General features: G+C 42.5%; 12 protein-coding genes. 4 read left to right on the top strand and 8 right to left on the bottom strand.

Annotated features, from left to right (window positions below):
- Positions 1-332: 332 nt before the first annotated feature.
- From FW759_RS06105 to FW759_RS06140, 8 genes are all read right to left on the bottom strand, one after another.
- On the bottom strand, positions 333-782 hold the full coding sequence (locus FW759_RS06105) for a chemotaxis protein CheX (RefSeq protein ID WP_062843831.1): 450 nt from the start codon (positions 780-782) through the stop codon (positions 333-335).
- A gap of 38 nt (positions 783-820) precedes the next feature.
- Positions 821-1,270, bottom strand: coding sequence for a chemotaxis protein CheX (locus tag FW759_RS06110; protein ID WP_446442452.1), 450 nt, complete (start codon positions 1,268-1,270; stop codon positions 821-823).
- Positions 1,271-1,300: 30 nt separating this feature from the next.
- Positions 1,301-1,663, bottom strand: coding sequence for a response regulator (locus FW759_RS06115; RefSeq protein WP_062843829.1), 363 nt, complete (start codon positions 1,661-1,663; stop codon positions 1,301-1,303).
- A 62-nt stretch (positions 1,664-1,725) separates the two neighbouring features.
- Positions 1,726-3,921, bottom strand: a complete 2,196-nt coding sequence (locus FW759_RS06120) for an ATP-binding protein (RefSeq protein ID WP_446442453.1) — start codon at positions 3,919-3,921, stop codon at positions 1,726-1,728.
- A 12-nt stretch (positions 3,922-3,933) separates the two neighbouring features.
- Complete coding sequence (locus FW759_RS06125; RefSeq protein ID WP_446442454.1) at positions 3,934-4,812, bottom strand: transporter substrate-binding domain-containing protein; 879 nt, start codon at positions 4,810-4,812, stop codon at positions 3,934-3,936.
- Between the two features lie 332 nt (positions 4,813-5,144).
- Positions 5,145-6,404, bottom strand: coding sequence for a multidrug effflux MFS transporter (locus FW759_RS06130; protein ID WP_062843826.1), 1,260 nt, complete (start codon positions 6,402-6,404; stop codon positions 5,145-5,147).
- Between the two features lie 266 nt (positions 6,405-6,670).
- Positions 6,671-7,483 carry a crotonase/enoyl-CoA hydratase family protein gene (locus FW759_RS06135; RefSeq protein WP_131393453.1) on the bottom strand — a complete coding sequence of 271 codons (813 nt, stop codon included), beginning with the start codon at positions 7,481-7,483 and terminating at the stop codon, positions 6,671-6,673.
- Positions 7,484-7,610: 127 nt separating this feature from the next.
- Entirely contained in the window at positions 7,611-11,147 is a 3,537-nt protein-coding gene (locus tag FW759_RS06140) for an ATP-binding protein (protein ID WP_446442455.1), read from the bottom strand.
- 413 nt (positions 11,148-11,560) lie between these two features.
- Between FW759_RS06140 and cysM the strand changes: the two genes are divergently transcribed.
- The 4 genes from cysM to FW759_RS06160 all read left to right on the top strand — a co-directional run bounded on the left by cysM (position 11,561) and on the right by FW759_RS06160 (position 18,028).
- Complete coding sequence (cysM, locus tag FW759_RS06145; RefSeq protein WP_446442456.1) at positions 11,561-12,514, top strand: cysteine synthase CysM; 954 nt, start codon at positions 11,561-11,563, stop codon at positions 12,512-12,514.
- 138 nt (positions 12,515-12,652) lie between these two features.
- Positions 12,653-13,477: a ribonuclease H-like domain-containing protein gene (locus FW759_RS06150; RefSeq protein ID WP_446442457.1), complete on the top strand. Its 825-nt coding sequence runs from the start codon at positions 12,653-12,655 to the stop codon at positions 13,475-13,477.
- A gap of 72 nt (positions 13,478-13,549) precedes the next feature.
- Positions 13,550-15,091: a 23S rRNA (uracil(1939)-C(5))-methyltransferase RlmD gene (gene rlmD / locus FW759_RS06155; RefSeq protein WP_446442458.1), complete on the top strand. Its 1,542-nt coding sequence runs from the start codon at positions 13,550-13,552 to the stop codon at positions 15,089-15,091.
- 384 nt (positions 15,092-15,475) lie between these two features.
- Positions 15,476-18,028: a RelA/SpoT family protein gene (locus FW759_RS06160; RefSeq protein WP_446442459.1), complete on the top strand. Its 2,553-nt coding sequence runs from the start codon at positions 15,476-15,478 to the stop codon at positions 18,026-18,028.
- The last annotated feature ends 24 nt before the right edge of the window (positions 18,029-18,052 follow it).

An 18,052-nucleotide genomic window follows, 5' to 3' on the forward strand; every position in this document is an offset into this window, starting at 1 on the left:
CAAACACCCAGCAATTTTTTGCCATGATGTGTGTGTCATTGGTTGGTTTAAAAAAAGCTATTGTCTGATCTAAGAAAAAACTTAAATCCAAACGATAAAATGAGTGATGAAAATAGCTGTGCCGTATTTTATCATATAATCTATTCAAATCTCCAGCAGTTTATCGTTGTGGCCTTATCCAGTTAAACATAAGATATAAAGGAATTAAATGACAAAAAGCGACACAAAGTGTGTCGCGTTTTTTAGTGGGCAATTTGTGCTTAGATAGCTCACACTTAATCAATTTAGTCAGGCAATCATTGAATTTTAGAGACTAGAAAGCTGAGTTTAGATTAGGCAATACAGATCCCAATCATCGCCTTGTAATTACGCCAAGTGAATGGGGTAATATAGCTTTGACGGTCTTTTGGTAGATAAGACACGCTAGGAGCACCTTCAACGATGTGCGGCGGTGAAATAATAAACTCTGACCCAAATTCAGTACGAGCATTACCAGAAATAGTATTGGCCATTTCACCCAACAAATCTTTCATCATCGTGATAGAAGAGTCCGGCTCTTCCATCACTTTTATTACCTCTCGTAACATGACGCTAGGCGCACTCACATACACACAGCCCTCAAGAGGCCCTGATATCTTAATAACACCGCTATAATCATAACCTATAGCGCTCCTATTATGGCTTAGATACGGCGTATCAATGTCTACTTCTGAGCCATCAATCTGTACAAAAAATGCGTTAATTGAGCTTAAAAACACGCCCAGCTTTTCTATTTTAACCATAATATATTCATATCCATCTTTATTACGCGGCAGGACAGTTAGTCCTGCAAACAAACTACGATCTCGCCAACTTTAGCATGCCAAGTGATGGGAATGATAAAAGAGCGCTCATCATTCGGCAGTACGATACTTTGCGGAGAGCCCTTGAACACGAATGGCACAGAAATATGAAACTCTGAACCGAATTCTTTGCGTGCATTACCTGCGATCGTATTGGCGACTTCACCAGCCAAATCTATGTAGTTCTCATCACTTTTATCGGTTTCACCCATATTGTCTAATATAGAAGACAACAACTGATGGGTTGCCGAAAAATATACCACGCCTTTTTGTCCACCAGATATACCAATCACGCCAGTATAATCATGAACTTTAGGCTGTTTATTTTCTAACAAATATGGGGTATCAGCGACAAGCTCTTCTCCCCCAAATTGATTAAAATAATTACTAATAATGCTTAAAAAAATCTGTAGTTTTTGTTCTTTCATAATCACATCTACTTAAGTCGTTGAATAGTATTAGTCTTGCATCAGCTCATATAAAGCCTCCACAAGCTCCTCCTCTGAAAATGGCTTACATAAAAAGCCGCTTGCACCCAACGACAACGCCTCAATACCTGTAGATTTATCAGACAACGCTGATACCACTAAGATACGGACGTCAGGATCAATCGAGATGATTTTTTCAATACATTCAAGACCATCCATTTGCGGCATGGTCAAGTCCATAGTGATCACATCAGGACGATGTATATTAAATTTTTCAATGGCTTGAACACCGCTGGTGGCCGTAGCAACCAACATAAAATTTCCTGAATCGTACGCGCGCTGAATACGGTTTCTGATAATGTTCGAATCATCAACAATCATTAATTTATGCATAACTTATCTATTACCTTTAATAAAGTGCTTGTCGTCCTTGACAATATCCCTGCTATTTTTAATTAAGCTTTAGGTAAAGTAATGACAAACCGTGTCATCTGACCCAGTTCACTATTTACATTAAGCTTGCCGTTATACTCTTTAACTTTTGCTTTGATGATGTCGAGACCGACGCCGCGGCCACCATCTTCATCTGCATGCTCTTTGGTAGAAAAACCTGAAGAAAATAGTTGCTTCAATAGGTCATTTTGGCTGAGCTGATTTGCCTCTTCCGTACTGAAACGACCTTCTTTGCTCAATTTTGTACGGATACCGTCATAATCAATGCCCTGACCATCATCTTGTACCATTAACAAAACGTCTGAACCGTTGTCTTTTACTTCTACATCAATGGTTCCTACGGCATCTTTACCCGTGGAATGACGAACGCTTGGTGCTTCGATACCATGAACTACCGCATTACGTAGTAACTGAATGCTGATCTCTTTGATTGGCTTCACCAGATGGTCTGGTATGTCCGCTTGCGTTAGAGTATCGCTTTTCAGTTGTACTTGCTTGCCTTGTCGTGCTGCGATATCTTTTGCAAACTCTTTATAAAAAGACAATTGATCATCTTTCTCATCATCCAAATCAATACTCTGACCATGATCAGCGTTTATGTTACTGATAGTATGGTTGGATTTATGATTCTCAGTGATACTGGTTTTTGCAAAGCTATCGCTGATTGGCGCTGTTGCAGGTTTTACACTTGGCGGTGCTGAGCGGTTGATACGTTCACCCAAAGTAGCAATGGTATTTGACAGGCTGAGCAAGTCATCCAAATGCACGGCTAACGGTAAGAAGTCATTGCCCGATAGTTGACCTTGATTCTGCAACGCGTGCAACTTGTCTTCTGCATCTGAAGCAATCTTAGTAAAGCTGTGCAGTTTTAACGCAGAAGCCTCACCTTTTAAGCTATGCATTTCACGGTAGATAGCTTTTAACTTGCCTTCTAATTCGTATTGCGAGCTACCAGGGTTTTTCAAGATATTGTTCATCTTCTCGATATGCGTTTGCGTGTTTGCAATAAACTCGTTAATAATTTTCGGGTTTACATTCAAGATGGTGGTTAACATCTCAATTTGCATGTCGTTTTCTGTACGTTCTTTTTCTAGACGCTGTTCTAGATAGACGGCATCTGATACGTCATTCACGTTGACCAAAATACGCGCAATGTTTTTGTCATCGTAAACACGTGAGAATTTAAAGTCCAAGAAGCGATCATTGAGCCCTTTATTACCAGAGGTATTGTGGAGCATGACTTTGTGCAAAGGATTGAGAGAATCCACCAATTTTTCTTTGACTCGTGGATTGTAAAGCTGCTCAATAAACTGCTGTGTGGTCTTTAGATCTTTATCTGAGATACGACCACGCAGTACATTGGTAAAGTTTTCTCCCGCCAATCTATCAGCACCGATAATATCGTTCAGTGCTCGAGAATGCTGTTGACCAATGCGCAAGTCTTTATCAAGCAAGAATAGACCCGTATTAACCGTTTCCATAATTTCTTGAGTTTCACGACGAGCGGCAAGTGCTTCAGCATCCGTTTCACGTAAACGACGTACAAAGAAGAATACGAAGATCAAGAAGTAGGCAAAAATAGCAAAAACCCCAATTGCCTGAATAAGACGAATCGTAGATGCTTCACTCTCTGCACTATTGAACACGTCATCTGTAAGATTATCTAAAGAATCGTTCATCAGCAAACTTGACGTTTTTGCCTGCTCAACCGCTTGTGTCAACGCGTCAGTAGAGGGAACCATAATATTATCAGCATCTTTTAGATATGTCTGAATTTTAGGTTCTAACGCTTTCCACTGCTCATTGGCGGCAGTAATGTTTGCTTGGGCATCACTATCTATCTTCGGTAGAGTATAACTTCTGCCTTCGGTATCAGTAATCGTTCCACCTTGTTCAATAGCAGCGATAGAGCTGGTAATTGACGCCGTGTTTTTCTCCAAACGCTCTAACACACGTTGTATATGAGGAGAGTTGGTATCTTCACCGTAACTGGCATCTAAGTCGAAAAGGTCTTTAATAACGGCTTGCGCGTTATTCGCCACTTTGTTGGTCTGGTCAATCAGAGCCGTGTTTCTTTCTAATAAACTGGATGTATAAAACGTAAACGCTAGCAAAGCACCAATCAAAGATAGGAATAGTGCAATTGAAATAATCAGACCTTGATAGCGCTTATTGTCAATATTAGGTGTGGTTGCCATCTTTAGAATTCCTTAACTCGATTGCTTAGTAGTAGTATCAGAAGCACTCTTAGCGGTAGAGACATTTTCACCCAACCATCGTCCTTCGATCTCTTTAAAGGTCCCATTCGCTTTTAGCTTGACAATACCTTCATTTACTTGATCGATAAGCTTACTATTGCCTTTCGCCATCAAGATTACTTGCTGAGCGGCTGGATTATCCTGACTTTCATAAGGAACAACTTTGACGTCATATTCTGGATGGTTTTTTGCCGTATATTGCAAAATAGGCAAGTCATGCAATATAGCATCTACCTTGCCTTGTACGAGATCCTCATACATCAAAAAAGGAGTGGTTCTGCTCGTTAAACTACCGTAACTACCCATTGCTTTAAGCTGATCTTCTTGCTTTGTGCCTTCCACAATCCCTACATTCTTACCTTGCAAATCTTCTAAACTGTTAACATTCAAACCATCTTTAATATACATGATTGCTGCTGGATTAAAGAAGTAAGGTACTGATAAGCCGTATTTTACGGCTCGGTCGTCTTTGTAAGAAATACCTGCAATGCCCAAATCTCGACTACCCGACTCAACACTGTCAAACAAGTTTTGCCACGTTTCTTTATAGAATTCGACCTTGAACCCCTGCTCTTCGCCAATAGCCCGAATAGAGTCAATATCAATGCCCTGCATGTTGCCATAATCATCTTGGAACGAAAAAGGAGGCGTTGTACCAGTTGTTGCAACCTTAACAACTGGTGCAGTGTCAGGTAGTTTGCTCACAAAGCTGTCTTTATTTTCTGTTGCTGATGTACCAGCTGTACTAGCGCTTTCTTGAGTGGCTGAGTTACCGCAGCCAAATAGGCCAACGCTCAACAAAATGGGTAACGCTCGATATAACTGCATCATAATCTATCCTTGAAACTTAACGTTGTTATACATATTGATAAATGACAATCTAGCAAGGTTAAGTAATATCTCTACATATTTACTTACAGAAAGTTACGTTAGATAATACTTATCTAATTTTACTATTGCAATAATTATGTTCCGTCATTACGTATAATTTCTCTAATAAAGCAAAAGAAGCCAAGGTTTATATTTACCAAGTAATATTTTTTCAACAAACAGGTATTTAGAGAGGTGTTCTAAAGACGTAGAGGAATATAGCAGCCATAAAAAAAGCATTCATACATGATGAATGCTTTTGCACTATAAAAGAGAGATATCGATGTTTTACATCAATCGGTTTCATCAAGATTTAAATTACGATCAATCTTCCAAACAAGGAATGTACCTAAGCTCATCAATGCAAACATAGCAATACCAACTTTTAGGACGGGATTGACTGGGAACAGGTTTAATAATAAGCCCCCAAAAATACCGACCGAAAACATGAGTGAGCCTTGTAGTGCGCTAGCCATACCAGCGCGACGCTTTTGAAAGGCCAATGCGATGGCAGAAGCGTTCGGCTGGGTCAAACCCAATCCTGCAATACAAAAGAAAATACAAGCAAGGACCAATGGCAGCCACGCATCCGTACCCAATATCAAACCAATGGTAAATAGGACGCCTGCAGAAACAACCTGCATCATCGCGCCAAAGCGCAAGATACTTAAAATACGAAAACGGTTGGTAAGCCACTGGTTAAGCTGAGTCAAACCGACAAACCCCGCCGCATTCATACCGAATAACCAGCCAAAGTGTGTCGCTGAGACGCCATAAGTGTCCATAATTAATTCAGAAGCTGAGCTGATATAGACAAACATTGCGCCCATAAGCAGGCCGCCACCGATCGCTGGGTAGTTAAAAGTTGGATCTTTCAACAAATCCCAATATTGGCTCAAAACTTCTCTAGCAGGACGCACATTGCGATTTTCTTCCGTCAAAGTTTCGAAAAAGAAAAACTTGGTCAATAATAAATTCAGCGCACCAAAGGCTGCCAAAAACCAAAAAATAGAATGCCAGCTGAAAAATTTCAAAAACAATGCACCAAGTGAAGGGGCAAGTATTGGCGCTAAGCCCATCACCAAAATCATGATAGAAAAAGCTTTAGCAGTTTGTTTGGCAGTCAAACGATCACGAATTGCCGCTCTTGTCACCACGGCGCCCACACAAGCGCCAAGTGCTTGCGCTGTACGTCCAACAAATAATACGTACTCGTTATTGGTTGTAGCACAAATAACCGAGGCGATTACATATAAAGTCATACCGATATATAAAGGCTTAACGCGGCCAACACGATCACTGAATGGTCCATAAAACAGCTGACCGAATACCAAACCCAAAAAATACGCCGGAACAGAGTTGGCCATAAAAGCCGTTGACACGCCAAAATCATCACCCATAGACGGGAGCGCAGGCAGATACATATCAATAGATAACGGTCCTACCGCTACGATAAGTCCAAGCATCATAATCCATGCAACAGGCAAATCAGCAGAGCGCACTCGTTCAGAAGCAATGGGTTTATTGGGTAGAGAGGATTTTGGAGCAGACATATTCAGACCATTTTATATAGTGTTAGTTTTATGATTTATACTTTCTTTATTCACCGTTCTTTATTTATTATTTTGACAAGCTTTATCAACAACAGCCCGCAATTATAAGGCACATTTACTTATATCACCGTTACTTTTATATTAGTCAGCAGATACTTTTATATCGTATTGATTACTTGTGTTTCGATAGACGGATGACACCAACCAACCCTTATCTACTATTCAGCTCATTTGTCACCATATTCACCTTCTCTAATGAAAAATCTTCAATTGAACTGACGCTTGGCAAATGCGGTACTGGCTTGCTTGGCTTTTCTAAGCGCCAGCTTACGATTGTGACCCAGCATCATTTTAAGCTGCCATATTTTTTCTTTATATAACGTGATTTTAGGTTGTTGGTACATGGCGTTGATGATACGTTTACTTGCCAGCACAGCATCGGGAGAACGCTCGGCAAATTCAGCGGCGAGTGCCTGCGCCTGCTCAAGTGGGTTATCACTACAATGACTGATGATACCGAGTGCCATACCTTCATTGGCATCGATAATGCGTGCACTCATTGCCAGCTCTTTTAGTACATCTTCTCGTACAATCCCAAAGGCAGATTGTGTCAAACCCATATCCGGCACTAAGCCCCATTTGGCTTCCATAATAGATAATTGGCAATCAGAGTGACTGATACGCACATCACAAGCCAGCGCTAATTGCAACCCTGCGCCAATACAATAGCCTTCCAAAACAGCAATAACAGGTACTGGTAATTCACGCCAAACCAGACAAACACGTTGAAAGGCACTCTGCCATGGTTTGACAAGCTCCCAAAAGGCAAATGCTTTATTCTTTGGATGATTCAAATCGCCCAAATCGATACCTGCGCAAAATGTTGCTTCTGCACCCTTTAAAATGACGACACGTATGGTTTTGTCTTTACCGATACGACCTGCCACGGCAATCAGCTCATTGATTAGCTGAAAACTCATGGCGTTCTTTTTGTGGGGACGATTCAAAGTAACCGTCAATATCTGGTTGGTGATGCTGACTTGTAACGTCTCATACTGATAAGTGGCAATCGCGTTCATAACAGTCCTTATTAAAGAATAGAGATAGAATAGATACCAGCAATGTTAGCAGGCTTCTATTTGTTCTACCGTAGCAATAATTGACTGCTTCGGTAAACTCGCTAGCTGAGCATCAAACCTATCCAAGTTATATCATCTTCCATGTCATGTCGTTTTCACTCAAACGATGATAGTTCAGCTGCGGATAAGCAGACAGATCTAATGTTTGTAAGTTATTTAATGCGGTTATTAGTGCCACATAATAAGGCTCAAGCATGGCAAACTGTGCAGGCGTAATATGCTGGAGGTTCAATAAACACTTATCCTCTAAGTCTTGACTGGCCTGACGCAGTTGCGGCACACCCGTATAACGACTCCCGCCCAATATGCGATGAGCAATTTGCGCCAGCATATGACGATCACGGGCTTCCCATGCTTGCGTCAATGCCTGCTTTTCATCATTGATGGTATCCAGCATCATAATGATGAGTTTGGCTGCCAAATCAGGTTTGTTTGCGGAGCGAGTCAAGGCGTCTTGCCAATCTAATATTTCTAAAAGATTGAGGTCATCCATCCGCGAATGGTTTGGATGTGATTGATGATTGCTAAACCCTGTTGTTTCTTGCTCATACTGTGCTAACTCTATACTTGCTGTGGCTTCATCATTGAAATTATCTGCCGTACCATTCGAGGGATGAAGTAATGAGGTAGTGCCTTGTTTTTGTAAGCGTAAGCTTTCATAACGTGGCTGAGTATCACGCGGCGTCTCTCGTCTATAATCCTCACGTGGCTGACTATCACGCAAGTAATCGTCACGAATTTTTTTCAAAGATAATGGCCGAGTTATTTTGCGCTGAGTGACCATCTCAGAGCTGCTTTCTTGACCATTCTCATTATTCTGGATCAACGGATAAGCAATCATGGTAGAGTCTGAAGGCCATGTCGAGTATTCGCCAATATCTATATTGCGCTCAACGTTCTCATGGAAATAGCCATCTGGAGAAGATCGATTTTGCAAGTTTGTAAACGCAGCTTTACTCTCTTGCAAGTCGATACCTTGTAAGGTGGTATCTGGCAATGCCGTTAATTCTGGTGTGGTTGTCGTACGACCCAGCCATTTTTGTAATACTTGTAATAACTGCGGCTGACTGATGGGCTTACCCACATAGTCATTGATACCACTCGCAATCAGCTTGTCTCTCTCATCAGCCAAGCCATGAGCAGTCAACGCAATAATGGGTACGCGGTTGTCATCACTTTCAATCGTACGAATTTGTCTGGCCGCTTCGTGCCCTGACATACGCGGCATCTGAATGTCCATAAAGATTAAATCAATATGACTCTTGTCCTGAGTAGCTCCTTTTTCTTCGCCACTTGTCTCTTCGGCATAAAGCGCAGCAGGTGATTTTTTGCTGATTTCATCGCGAGCTTCGGCTTTGGAGAGTTGGGTTTTATTTGAGAGGCTTTGCTTGCCACTCTTTGCCGTTTTGAGGTTTTTGGTGTGCTGCTTACTGATGATTTCTATAGCGTCAAAACCGCTACTCGCTGTAATCACCTGAATACCAAGCTCACTAAGCAACGCATCAAGCACCAGTAGATTGGGTAGATGATCATCGACGGCCAGCACGGTTACGCCTTTCCAACGTGGCTCTTGCATATTTTTTGGAACACTGCGATTTTGCGTATCAAGCATGGCATAAAGCTGACGCTTGTCTAAAGGCTCGTAGAGAATATTGGCATGATATCTGTTTAATAATGCCTGATCAGCCGCCACCTGATAACCAAATACCGCAAGCTTGCCTTGATAATGTAGTCGAATTTGCTTAAGTAACGCCATCATATCGTCCTGAGTATCATCATCAACAATGACCCAATCCCAAAAATTGCCACGCTCTTTTAAGGATTCAAGGACGCCTGGTAAGGAATTGGCTTGCGTCAGTTTGATTGGCAGATACTGCAAACTGGCTTTGAGTACCTGTATAGATGCTGTGTGATTGATCCATACCAATACGTTAAACTCGTCAGTGTCACTTGCCAATGGTGCCAATACCGGCAACTCGATCATTTGTCCAGTAGCGGCTTCCAATACATCGACATGCGCTGGCATACGAAACCAAAACGTTGCGCCTTGATTGGCGATGTTCTCTTGCGCATTGTCATGAAACCCAATGTCACCGCCCATCAGTCGCGTCAATTGCTTGGAGATGACCAGACCCAACCCTGTACCGCCATACTGACGAGTGATTGATGGGTCGCCTTGACTAAAGCTTTGAAACAGCATTTTTTGATCGGCAAGCGAGATGCCTTTACCACTGTCTTGTACGCTAATCATCAGGTAATTGTCACGGTGATCGTCCAAGCTGACACGTACTACCACATCCCCACTGTCAGTGAATTTAATCGCGTTGCCCACGATATTGGTCAATACTTGCTTGAGACGGAGCGCATCGCCATTAATACGCATCGGTACATCGTTGTAAAACAGCACTGCCATGCGCAGACCTTTTTCCGCCGAGACAGGTGAGAGCATATCGACCACGTCATAAATGGTGTCATAGAGATCAAACTCATGGCGATCCAGCACCAGCTTGCCCGCTTCAATCTTAGAAAAATCGAGAACGTCGTTCACCAATGCCAATAAATGTGCTGAAGATTTGCGTATGGTTTGTACATACAAGTCTTGCTCAGGGTTTAACTCACCATGACGCGCGAGCAGATTGATAAAGCCATCAATACTATTTAAGGGTGTACGTAATTCATGACTGATATTGGCCAAGAATGCTGACTTGGCTTGGCTGGTTGAAATAGCGGCATCACGGGCATTACGAATCGAGATGTTTTGCATTTCCATCTCATCAAACGCGAGTCGTAGATCGTCCTCTGTTTGTTCGGCATGATCTTTAAGTTCTTGAAAACTTCTGTGTAAACGACGCAATGTCTTAACCAAGTCTTGTTGCAACAAATTTAGCTCGCCATCCGACTCAACAGGAATGGGCTGGTATAGGTTTTCGACATCCGTACGTTGCAGCTGCAAACGTAGCTCATAAATAGGTGCTATCCAGCGCTTTGAATAAATATTCAAGCTTAGCAATAAAATCAGTATGGTAAACAAGCCCGTAATCACTAACGCCATGGCAATACGATAACGCGCAATATACAGCGGCTCATTGTCCATATCTACTAGCAGCCACAGTTTTTGCCCGTCAAAATCCCCTAATAGGCTGCCATAAGCCGTACCAATAGGTGTGGGTTTTTGCGACAAAAAACTCTCTTTTACATCGACATCCAGCAGTGGCCATTCTTCATTTAGTCCATACCCCACTGCCATGAGTACTTGATTGTTTTCATTGATAATAGCAATACGTTGTACATGTTGTTCAGACTGCATACGACCCAGCTTATCTCGAATGCCCTCAAGCTTGGTCGCCTCTGTTTCATCGACATTCGCTTCGTTATCTGATTGCTGCGTTTGCTCCAATAGCTCAGGAACCAGCTCGGCAATGACTGGCGTATGACGAATCAATACTGCTTCAGCCAAGACCTCTTGTTCTGAATTGCTGGCACGCATGGTTTCGTAAAAGACCAAAATGCCGCCGACCGCCGCTAGTACACAAATTGGTAAAAATACCAATATGATGAGCTGACCATAGGCGCTACTGGTATCAAAACGTTTTTTGTATGCCATACAATCTTTACTCTCTAATAGGTTTTTTGCAATGTATAGATAGCAGTGATAAGTTGCTTTTATTCATTGAGTATTGTGGGTATTTTAACAGCATTAGTGAATGATTCGTTATTAATAACCGATTGCAACGGTGTCTATGGCTACAATCATTTTTACAGCTAAATATAGATAAAGCCTGCTCATTTACCAAAATCTCTTGATGCCCTCAGCGTAGCCAAAAACAAAGTGATATAATGACGCAACTTCTTGCGCATCATTAGTTTAATAAAATCACTTTGCTACAATTAGCTGATAAATCATTAGCTTATACGGATAAGCACCATACTAAAGCGTGAATTTTAGCTCCATAATTATCATTAAAAAACGTATACGACTGTTTGAAAATACCTTTCAAAAACTAATAAGGATACTGTATGTCCACTACGGCCATGTCAAACGCCAACTTTATCACTCAAGTGACTGCCCTTGCCGATTGCGTCGGTCAGACACCATTAGTCAGATTGCAGCGCCTACCTGAGCAAGAACAAATCACCAATGGGGCAACCTTATTGGCCAAACTTGAAGGTAACAATCCAGCTGGCTCAGTCAAAGACCGCCCTGCTTTTAATATGATTTATCAAGCAGAGCAACGCGGCGATATCAAGCCTGGTGACACGTTGATAGAAGCCACTAGTGGTAACACAGGTATCGCTTTGGCGATGGTGGCTGCCATGCGCGGTTATCCAATGACGTTGCTGATGCCAACCAATTCAACGCAAGAACGTAAAGACGCCATGATTGCTTATGGAGCAACCTTGATCGAGGTAGATGAAGGCATGGAGGCAGCACGTGACTTAGCGTTACAAATGCAAGCAAATGGCGACGGTATTGTATTAGACCAGTTTAACAATCCTGATAATAGTCAGGCACACTACTTAACCACAGGGCCTGAACTATGGGCACAAACTGAGGGTAAAATCACTCACTTTATCAGCTCAATGGGTACGACAGGTACGATCACAGGTGTGTCACGCTACCTGAAAGAACAAAACCCAGACATCAAAATTATTGGGCTTCAGCCTGATGAAGAAGCTTCTATCGCTGGTATTCGTCGCTGGCCTGCGGCTTATATGCCAGGTATCTTTGACGCAGATTTGGTCGATGAGGTCATGGATGTCGATCAGCGTATTGCAGAAGTTTATATGCGTAAACTGGCAAAGACTGAAGGTATCTTTGCGGGTGTGTCTTCAGGTGCAGCAGCATGGGCTGCCGCTCAAGTAGCCAAAGAAAATCCTGATGCTGTGATTGCTTTTATCGTATGCGATCGCGGTGATCGTTATTTATCGACCGGTCTATACAATGTTGATGACAGCATAGCAGTCAATTAATGCAAAGTTATTTAGTACAAAGTTAGTTAATGCCACAGGCACTACCGATCAGTATGGTTTATTTAATATAAAAGACGTTAACGCAGCACCTCTTTTATAGTAGGTTAACTATAAGCTTATAAATAGTCAGGATTACTTATGTCACAAGCCTTACCATCTGACCCTATCTTAGTGTTTGATATCGAAACTGTTGCTGATATTGAGGCAGCTCGCCGTATTTATCCTCAATTGGCCTCACTCAACGATGCTGATACATTGAGCGCATTGACGGCGATACGTACCCAAGAAGCGGGACATGATTTTATGCGCTTACCATTACAGCGTATTGTGTGCATTTCTGCGTTATATATCAAGGATGGTAAGTTGTCGTTATTTTCATTAACGGCCGACAAGTTTAGTGAAAAAGACATTCTTACCAAGTTTTTTCGCGCATTCAGCGACCTTGAAACACTGCCTCAGCTCATCAGTTGGAACGGTTCAGGCTTTGACATTCCAGTACTGATATATCGCGCCATGCAATATGATTTGTCAGCGCCGTGGTTATTTGAAGAAGGCGAACGTATTAAAAACATGCGCTTTGATAACTACGTCAATCGCTTTCATACTCGTCATCTCGATTTGATGGACAGATTTAGCCAGTATGGTGCCAGTCGCCGTGAAGCCATGGATGTGGTCGCAAGCTTGTATGGATTACCTGGTAAAACAGATGTCGATGGTAGCATGGTTGGCGATCTTGTGAATAATGGCGATTGGCAAACGCTGTCGATATATTGCGAGTCTGATGTTATGAATACTTGGCTCATCTATCTGCGCTGGTTGCGTTTGACCGGTCAGTTGTCTTCTTCAGGTTTTGAGGTTTGGCAGCAGCAAAGCCATGACTATTTAGTAAAATATACTCATGCGGATGGCAGTGCGCGCCACCAAGATTTTATTGCTGATTGGTCATCAGCACCCCACTCGTAAAGCCCACTGTTCTCAGGCATGGCTTTTGTACATATTTTTCAGTTCTTTATCACTTATTATTAAGGCAGGTTTATGCAACCCACCGATTCAAAAACACCGACAGCGCTTGATGCGACGCAAAAAGCCAGTGACACTCAAAATATTGCAATTCCCCCTAATAAGAAAAAATCCAAGCCTTCCTCAAAGACACGTCGTCGTCTAAAAGAAGCAGAGCCATTGCCTTTCACTATTGATGGCTTATCGCACGATGGTCGCGGTGTTGCCGTATATGGTAATGGGTTTGGCGTCGCGGATGGTCATGCTGAAGAAAAACATGGTAAAAAAATCTTTGTGAGTTTTGCATTGCCGGGCGAAAGTGCTGTGGTCAAATTGACCAATGTTCGTAATAGTTTTGAAGAAGGCGATGCCATTAGCATTACTGCCAACCCAAACCCTGAGCGTGCCGTACCACCCTGCCCGCACTTCGGCGTTTGCGGTGGTTGTAATTTGCAGCATTGGGAACCTGCTGGTCAAATCAATTTTAAACAATCTGTATTGGCAGAAATGCTTATGCATCAAGCCAATGCAGCGCCCGATCATTGGCTTGAGCCAGTCGTTGGCGACCGCCTCGGCTATCGTACCAAAGCTCGACTTGGTGTTCGCTATGTTGTCAAAAAAGAAACGGCCTTGGTCGGTTTCCGTGAACGCTCAAGTAATTTTTTGGCTGAGTTAAATGAGTGTCATATCTTAGATCCGCGTATTGGTTTTGAGATTGAGAATCTCAAAACCTTGATTGGTACGTTAGAGAGCCGCGATAAGATCGCTCAGCTTGAGTTGGCGATGGGTGAGCAAATCCCAGAGCTACCAGATGGCAATCAACCTGTTGCTCTTATTGTCCGTAACTTAGAGCCATTATCAGATGCTGATATCGATAAGCTAAAAACATTTTTTGCAGCGCGCAATTGGCAGCTGTATCTACAATCTAAAGGCGTTGATAGTATTGAACGTATTGCTCTGACAGATGCCGATGACATGAGCCAGCAGTTTGGGCGCTTGTATTACCAGCTACCAGAGTATGATCTTACTTTTGAATTTATCCCTACTGACTTCACCCAAGTGAACTTGTCTGTCAATCGTCAAATGACCAAGCTTGCTTGTGACTTGCTGGACTTAAAAGCAGGTGAACGCGTCTTGGATCTATTCAGCGGTCTTGGCAATTTTAGCTTACCATTGGCGCGACTTGTTGGAGAAACAGGGTCGGTTATCGGGGTGGAAGGTAGTGAGGCAATGACTTTACGGGCAGCAGATAATGCACGTCGCAACGGCATCAACAATACTGAATTTTATAGCCAAGACTTAACGCAAGACTGCACTGATAAGCCATGGGCCAATCAAGGCTTCGACGCACTATTAATTGACCCGCCACGCTCTGGTGCATGGGAAATTATGCAATATTTGCCTAAATTCAATGCTGAGCGAATCGTTTATGTTTCTTGTAATCCAGCAACGCTTGCACGCGATACCAAAGCTTTATTAGAGCAAGGATATCGTCTGACGCACGCGGGCGTGATGGATATGTTCTGCCACACAGGCCACGTTGAATCCATTGCTCGATTTGAAAAGATAGCCATTTAATATTTCGTTCAACCTACTGCCCCCATCAAAATAATAAATAGCCGTTTTTCAATAACTTACGCTTATTTCAAACCTATATTAAGCTGAGCTAATGAGTAACGGCTGTTTACCCTAATGTCGTACAGACATTACATAGCCTCGCTTGATTTGTACCCTTAAAATGAGATAATAACCAACAATCTTCCTATATTTGTTTAGTCAAAGCATAGTGAATATTCATACTCGTAGCTTTATATATTGCACGTGTGCTTTTTAATTGCCAAAAATACAGATTTTTAGCAGTTGGACTGGTTTGTGGCTGGTATTTTAACCATCTACCCATTCAAAGTGTTTACATTGTAGATGAAGTTATGTTCAATTCAGGATAGCTAAGAGGAGTCGGCTATGGTAAAAATTCGTGAAGGATTGCCGCTAGTGGATGGACAGACCACACAAGCCGATAGTGCAGCGCTTGCCGCACAACTGGTCGCAAGCCAACGTTCTCATCAGTCTGCCAACAGCTATGCACAAATCCCACTCGATATCAAATACCAGCTGTCTACCAATAAATTACACACGACGTTTGATCGCTCGGCATTGCATTCTTTTCATAGTGACGATTTAAAGATTGAGAACGATTACGCTGATAATTCCTTTATCAGTAAAAAGCTGACCTTTTCAGAAAAAGACCTTGAGACCATTGATTTAGATCAAGTAAATATTGATGTGCCAACGTGGTTGGACAATGTTGCCAAACGTATTGGGCAAGAGTCTGTACCCAATCTCAGTGCAGCTTGTGAATTTATCCGTAATCATATGAATACCAGTGAGTCTGAGCGTTCAGGCGCCTATGTTACTGGTATCGGTATGACTGACATCTTAACCTACTTGTATCAAGATGAGGACGCACTGGTCGCAGCCATGCTATACCGTAGTGCTCGTAAGTCCGTGATTAGCCTTGATGATATCGAAAAGAAATTTGGCACTGACGTATCAACCCTTGTTAAAGATACATTGGCCATGGGTAAGCTGTCTGAAATCATTGAAAGCAATAAACGCTTAGAAGACCATTTCGTCAACAATCAGCGTGATCAGCTCTCAAATATTTATAGCATGCTGATCTCTGTCACCAACGATGTACGCGTGGTATTGATTAAATTGGCAGAGCGTACCTTCGCCATGCGAGAGTTGACCTTTTCAAAGGAAGAGCGTCAGAATCGCGTGGCACGTGAGGTCATGACTATTTATGCACCACTAGCCCACCGTTTGGGTATCGCTCAACTCAAATGGGAGTTAGAAGATTTGGCGTTTCGTTATCTTGCGCCTGATCGCTATAAAGAAATTGCAAAACTTTTGTCGGAAAAACGTAGTGAGCGCGAGTCTTATATCCAGCGCGTACAAAAAAAATTAAATGACGCTTTGATAGAAGCCAATATCGAGGCTGAACTGTCGGGACGTGTCAAACACATTTATTCTATTTACCGAAAAATGAAGCTGAAAGGTTTATCGTTTGATCAGCTTTACGATATTCGTGCACTGCGCGTATTGGTCAATAATCCGGCAGATTGCTATCATGTGCTTGGTTTGGTGCATGGTTTATGGCGTTATATTCCCGAACAGTTTGATGACTACCTCACCAATCCCAAATCTAATGGTTATCGTTCTCTACATACCGCCGTTATTGCTGAAAACAAATCTCTTGAAATACAGATTCGTACGCATGAAATGCATTTTGAAGCTGAGCTTGGCATGTGTGCCCATGTCAATTACAAAGAAGGTCTAAAAAACAAAAAAGACAACTATCTGAACCAAAGAATCAGCTCTCTTCGTCAATTGTTATCGATCAATAATGAAACGCGAAACCAGTTGCGCTCCTCTTTACTGACAGGTGAAGAGATAGATGAGATGGGTTTTGACGAAGAAGAGCAGCTCGTTGATTTCGACGAACTTGAACGCATCTATATCTTTAGTCGCGATGGTGATATCACCGAGCTACCAAAAGGTGCGACTGTGCTTGATTTTGCCTATTACGTGCACACGCAAGTGGGTAATCGTGCACAAGCCGCTCGTGTCAACCAGCGCTACGTGCCACTGACCTATCAGCTAAAAACGGGCGAACAGGTTGAAATCATCACTAAGGCGTCACGCGAGCCAAACCGAGATTGGTTAGTCGCCTCGCTGGGTTACATTCATACCAACCGTGCACGCTCAAAACTGCGCCAATGGTTTAATAAACAAGACCGTGATAAAAATATTGAGATTGGACGTCAAATGCTCAGTAAAGAGCTTGAGCGTCTGTCAGTACATCCCAACAGTATTGATTTAAATGATTATACTCAACATTTTAATGTCAATAACACAGACGATATCATCGTTGGATTGGTCACAGGCGATATTGGTCTCAATCAATTGACCAGCCATATTTCTCGGCAGCTGCATTTAGAACCAGAGAAGCCGCCAGAAGATTTTGTCCTCAGTGTAGATACTAGAGATACTGGCAAACTCGATGCTTATAAAATCCGTATTGACGGTTTAGATAATATCGAAGTTCATCTCGCGGGTTGTTGTCACCCTGTACATGGTGAGCCGATTGCAGGCTATATCACTTTGTCACGTGGTGTTAGCGTCCATAATCGTGGTTGCCCGGAGTATTTACGCCTTATCGAGCGTGATCCTGAGCGTGAGATAGCAGCGGCATGGCGTGTTCAATCTGGGCGCTATCAACCAGTAGATATTCATGTAGAAGCGTACGACAGACGTGGCTTACTACGCGATTTGACCCAAATTATTGATAAAGAAAATGTCAATATTCGTCAAGTTGAGACGTTAAGTAATGACGATAATATTGCATTTTTGAAGTTTCATATCGAAGTCTCTGGACTGGCCCATCTGTCTAAGCTTTTAGCCAAATTAGAGCAGCAGCATGGCATATTGCACGCCCGTCGTGCCGTTGCTTAAACACCGAATTGAACCACAATCTAT

This window comes from Psychrobacter sp. 1176_08, assembly GCF_052850615.1.

What these genes read in the sequence shown, in the direction of transcription:
- FW759_RS06105 (WP_062843831.1), bottom strand. Translation starts at nt 782, where the DNA reads ATGGTTAAAATAGAAAAGCTGGGCGTGTTTTTAAGCTCAATTAACGCA.
- FW759_RS06110 (WP_446442452.1), bottom strand. Translation starts at nt 1,270, where the DNA reads ATGAAAGAACAAAAACTACAGATTTTTTTAAGCATTATTAGTAATTAT.
- FW759_RS06115 (WP_062843829.1), bottom strand. Translation starts at nt 1,663, where the DNA reads ATGCATAAATTAATGATTGTTGATGATTCGAACATTATCAGAAACCGT.
- FW759_RS06120 (WP_446442453.1), bottom strand. Translation starts at nt 3,921, where the DNA reads ATGGCAACCACACCTAATATTGACAATAAGCGCTATCAAGGTCTGATT.
- FW759_RS06125 (WP_446442454.1), bottom strand. Translation starts at nt 4,812, where the DNA reads ATGATGCAGTTATATCGAGCGTTACCCATTTTGTTGAGCGTTGGCCTA.
- FW759_RS06130 (WP_062843826.1), bottom strand. Translation starts at nt 6,404, where the DNA reads ATGTCTGCTCCAAAATCCTCTCTACCCAATAAACCCATTGCTTCTGAA.
- FW759_RS06135 (WP_131393453.1), bottom strand. Translation starts at nt 7,483, where the DNA reads ATGAACGCGATTGCCACTTATCAGTATGAGACGTTACAAGTCAGCATC.
- FW759_RS06140 (WP_446442455.1), bottom strand. Translation starts at nt 11,147, where the DNA reads ATGGCATACAAAAAACGTTTTGATACCAGTAGCGCCTATGGTCAGCTC.
- cysM (WP_446442456.1), top strand. Translation starts at nt 11,561, where the DNA reads ATGTCCACTACGGCCATGTCAAACGCCAACTTTATCACTCAAGTGACT.
- FW759_RS06150 (WP_446442457.1), top strand. Translation starts at nt 12,653, where the DNA reads ATGTCACAAGCCTTACCATCTGACCCTATCTTAGTGTTTGATATCGAA.
- rlmD (WP_446442458.1), top strand. Translation starts at nt 13,550, where the DNA reads ATGCAACCCACCGATTCAAAAACACCGACAGCGCTTGATGCGACGCAA.
- FW759_RS06160 (WP_446442459.1), top strand. Translation starts at nt 15,476, where the DNA reads ATGGTAAAAATTCGTGAAGGATTGCCGCTAGTGGATGGACAGACCACA.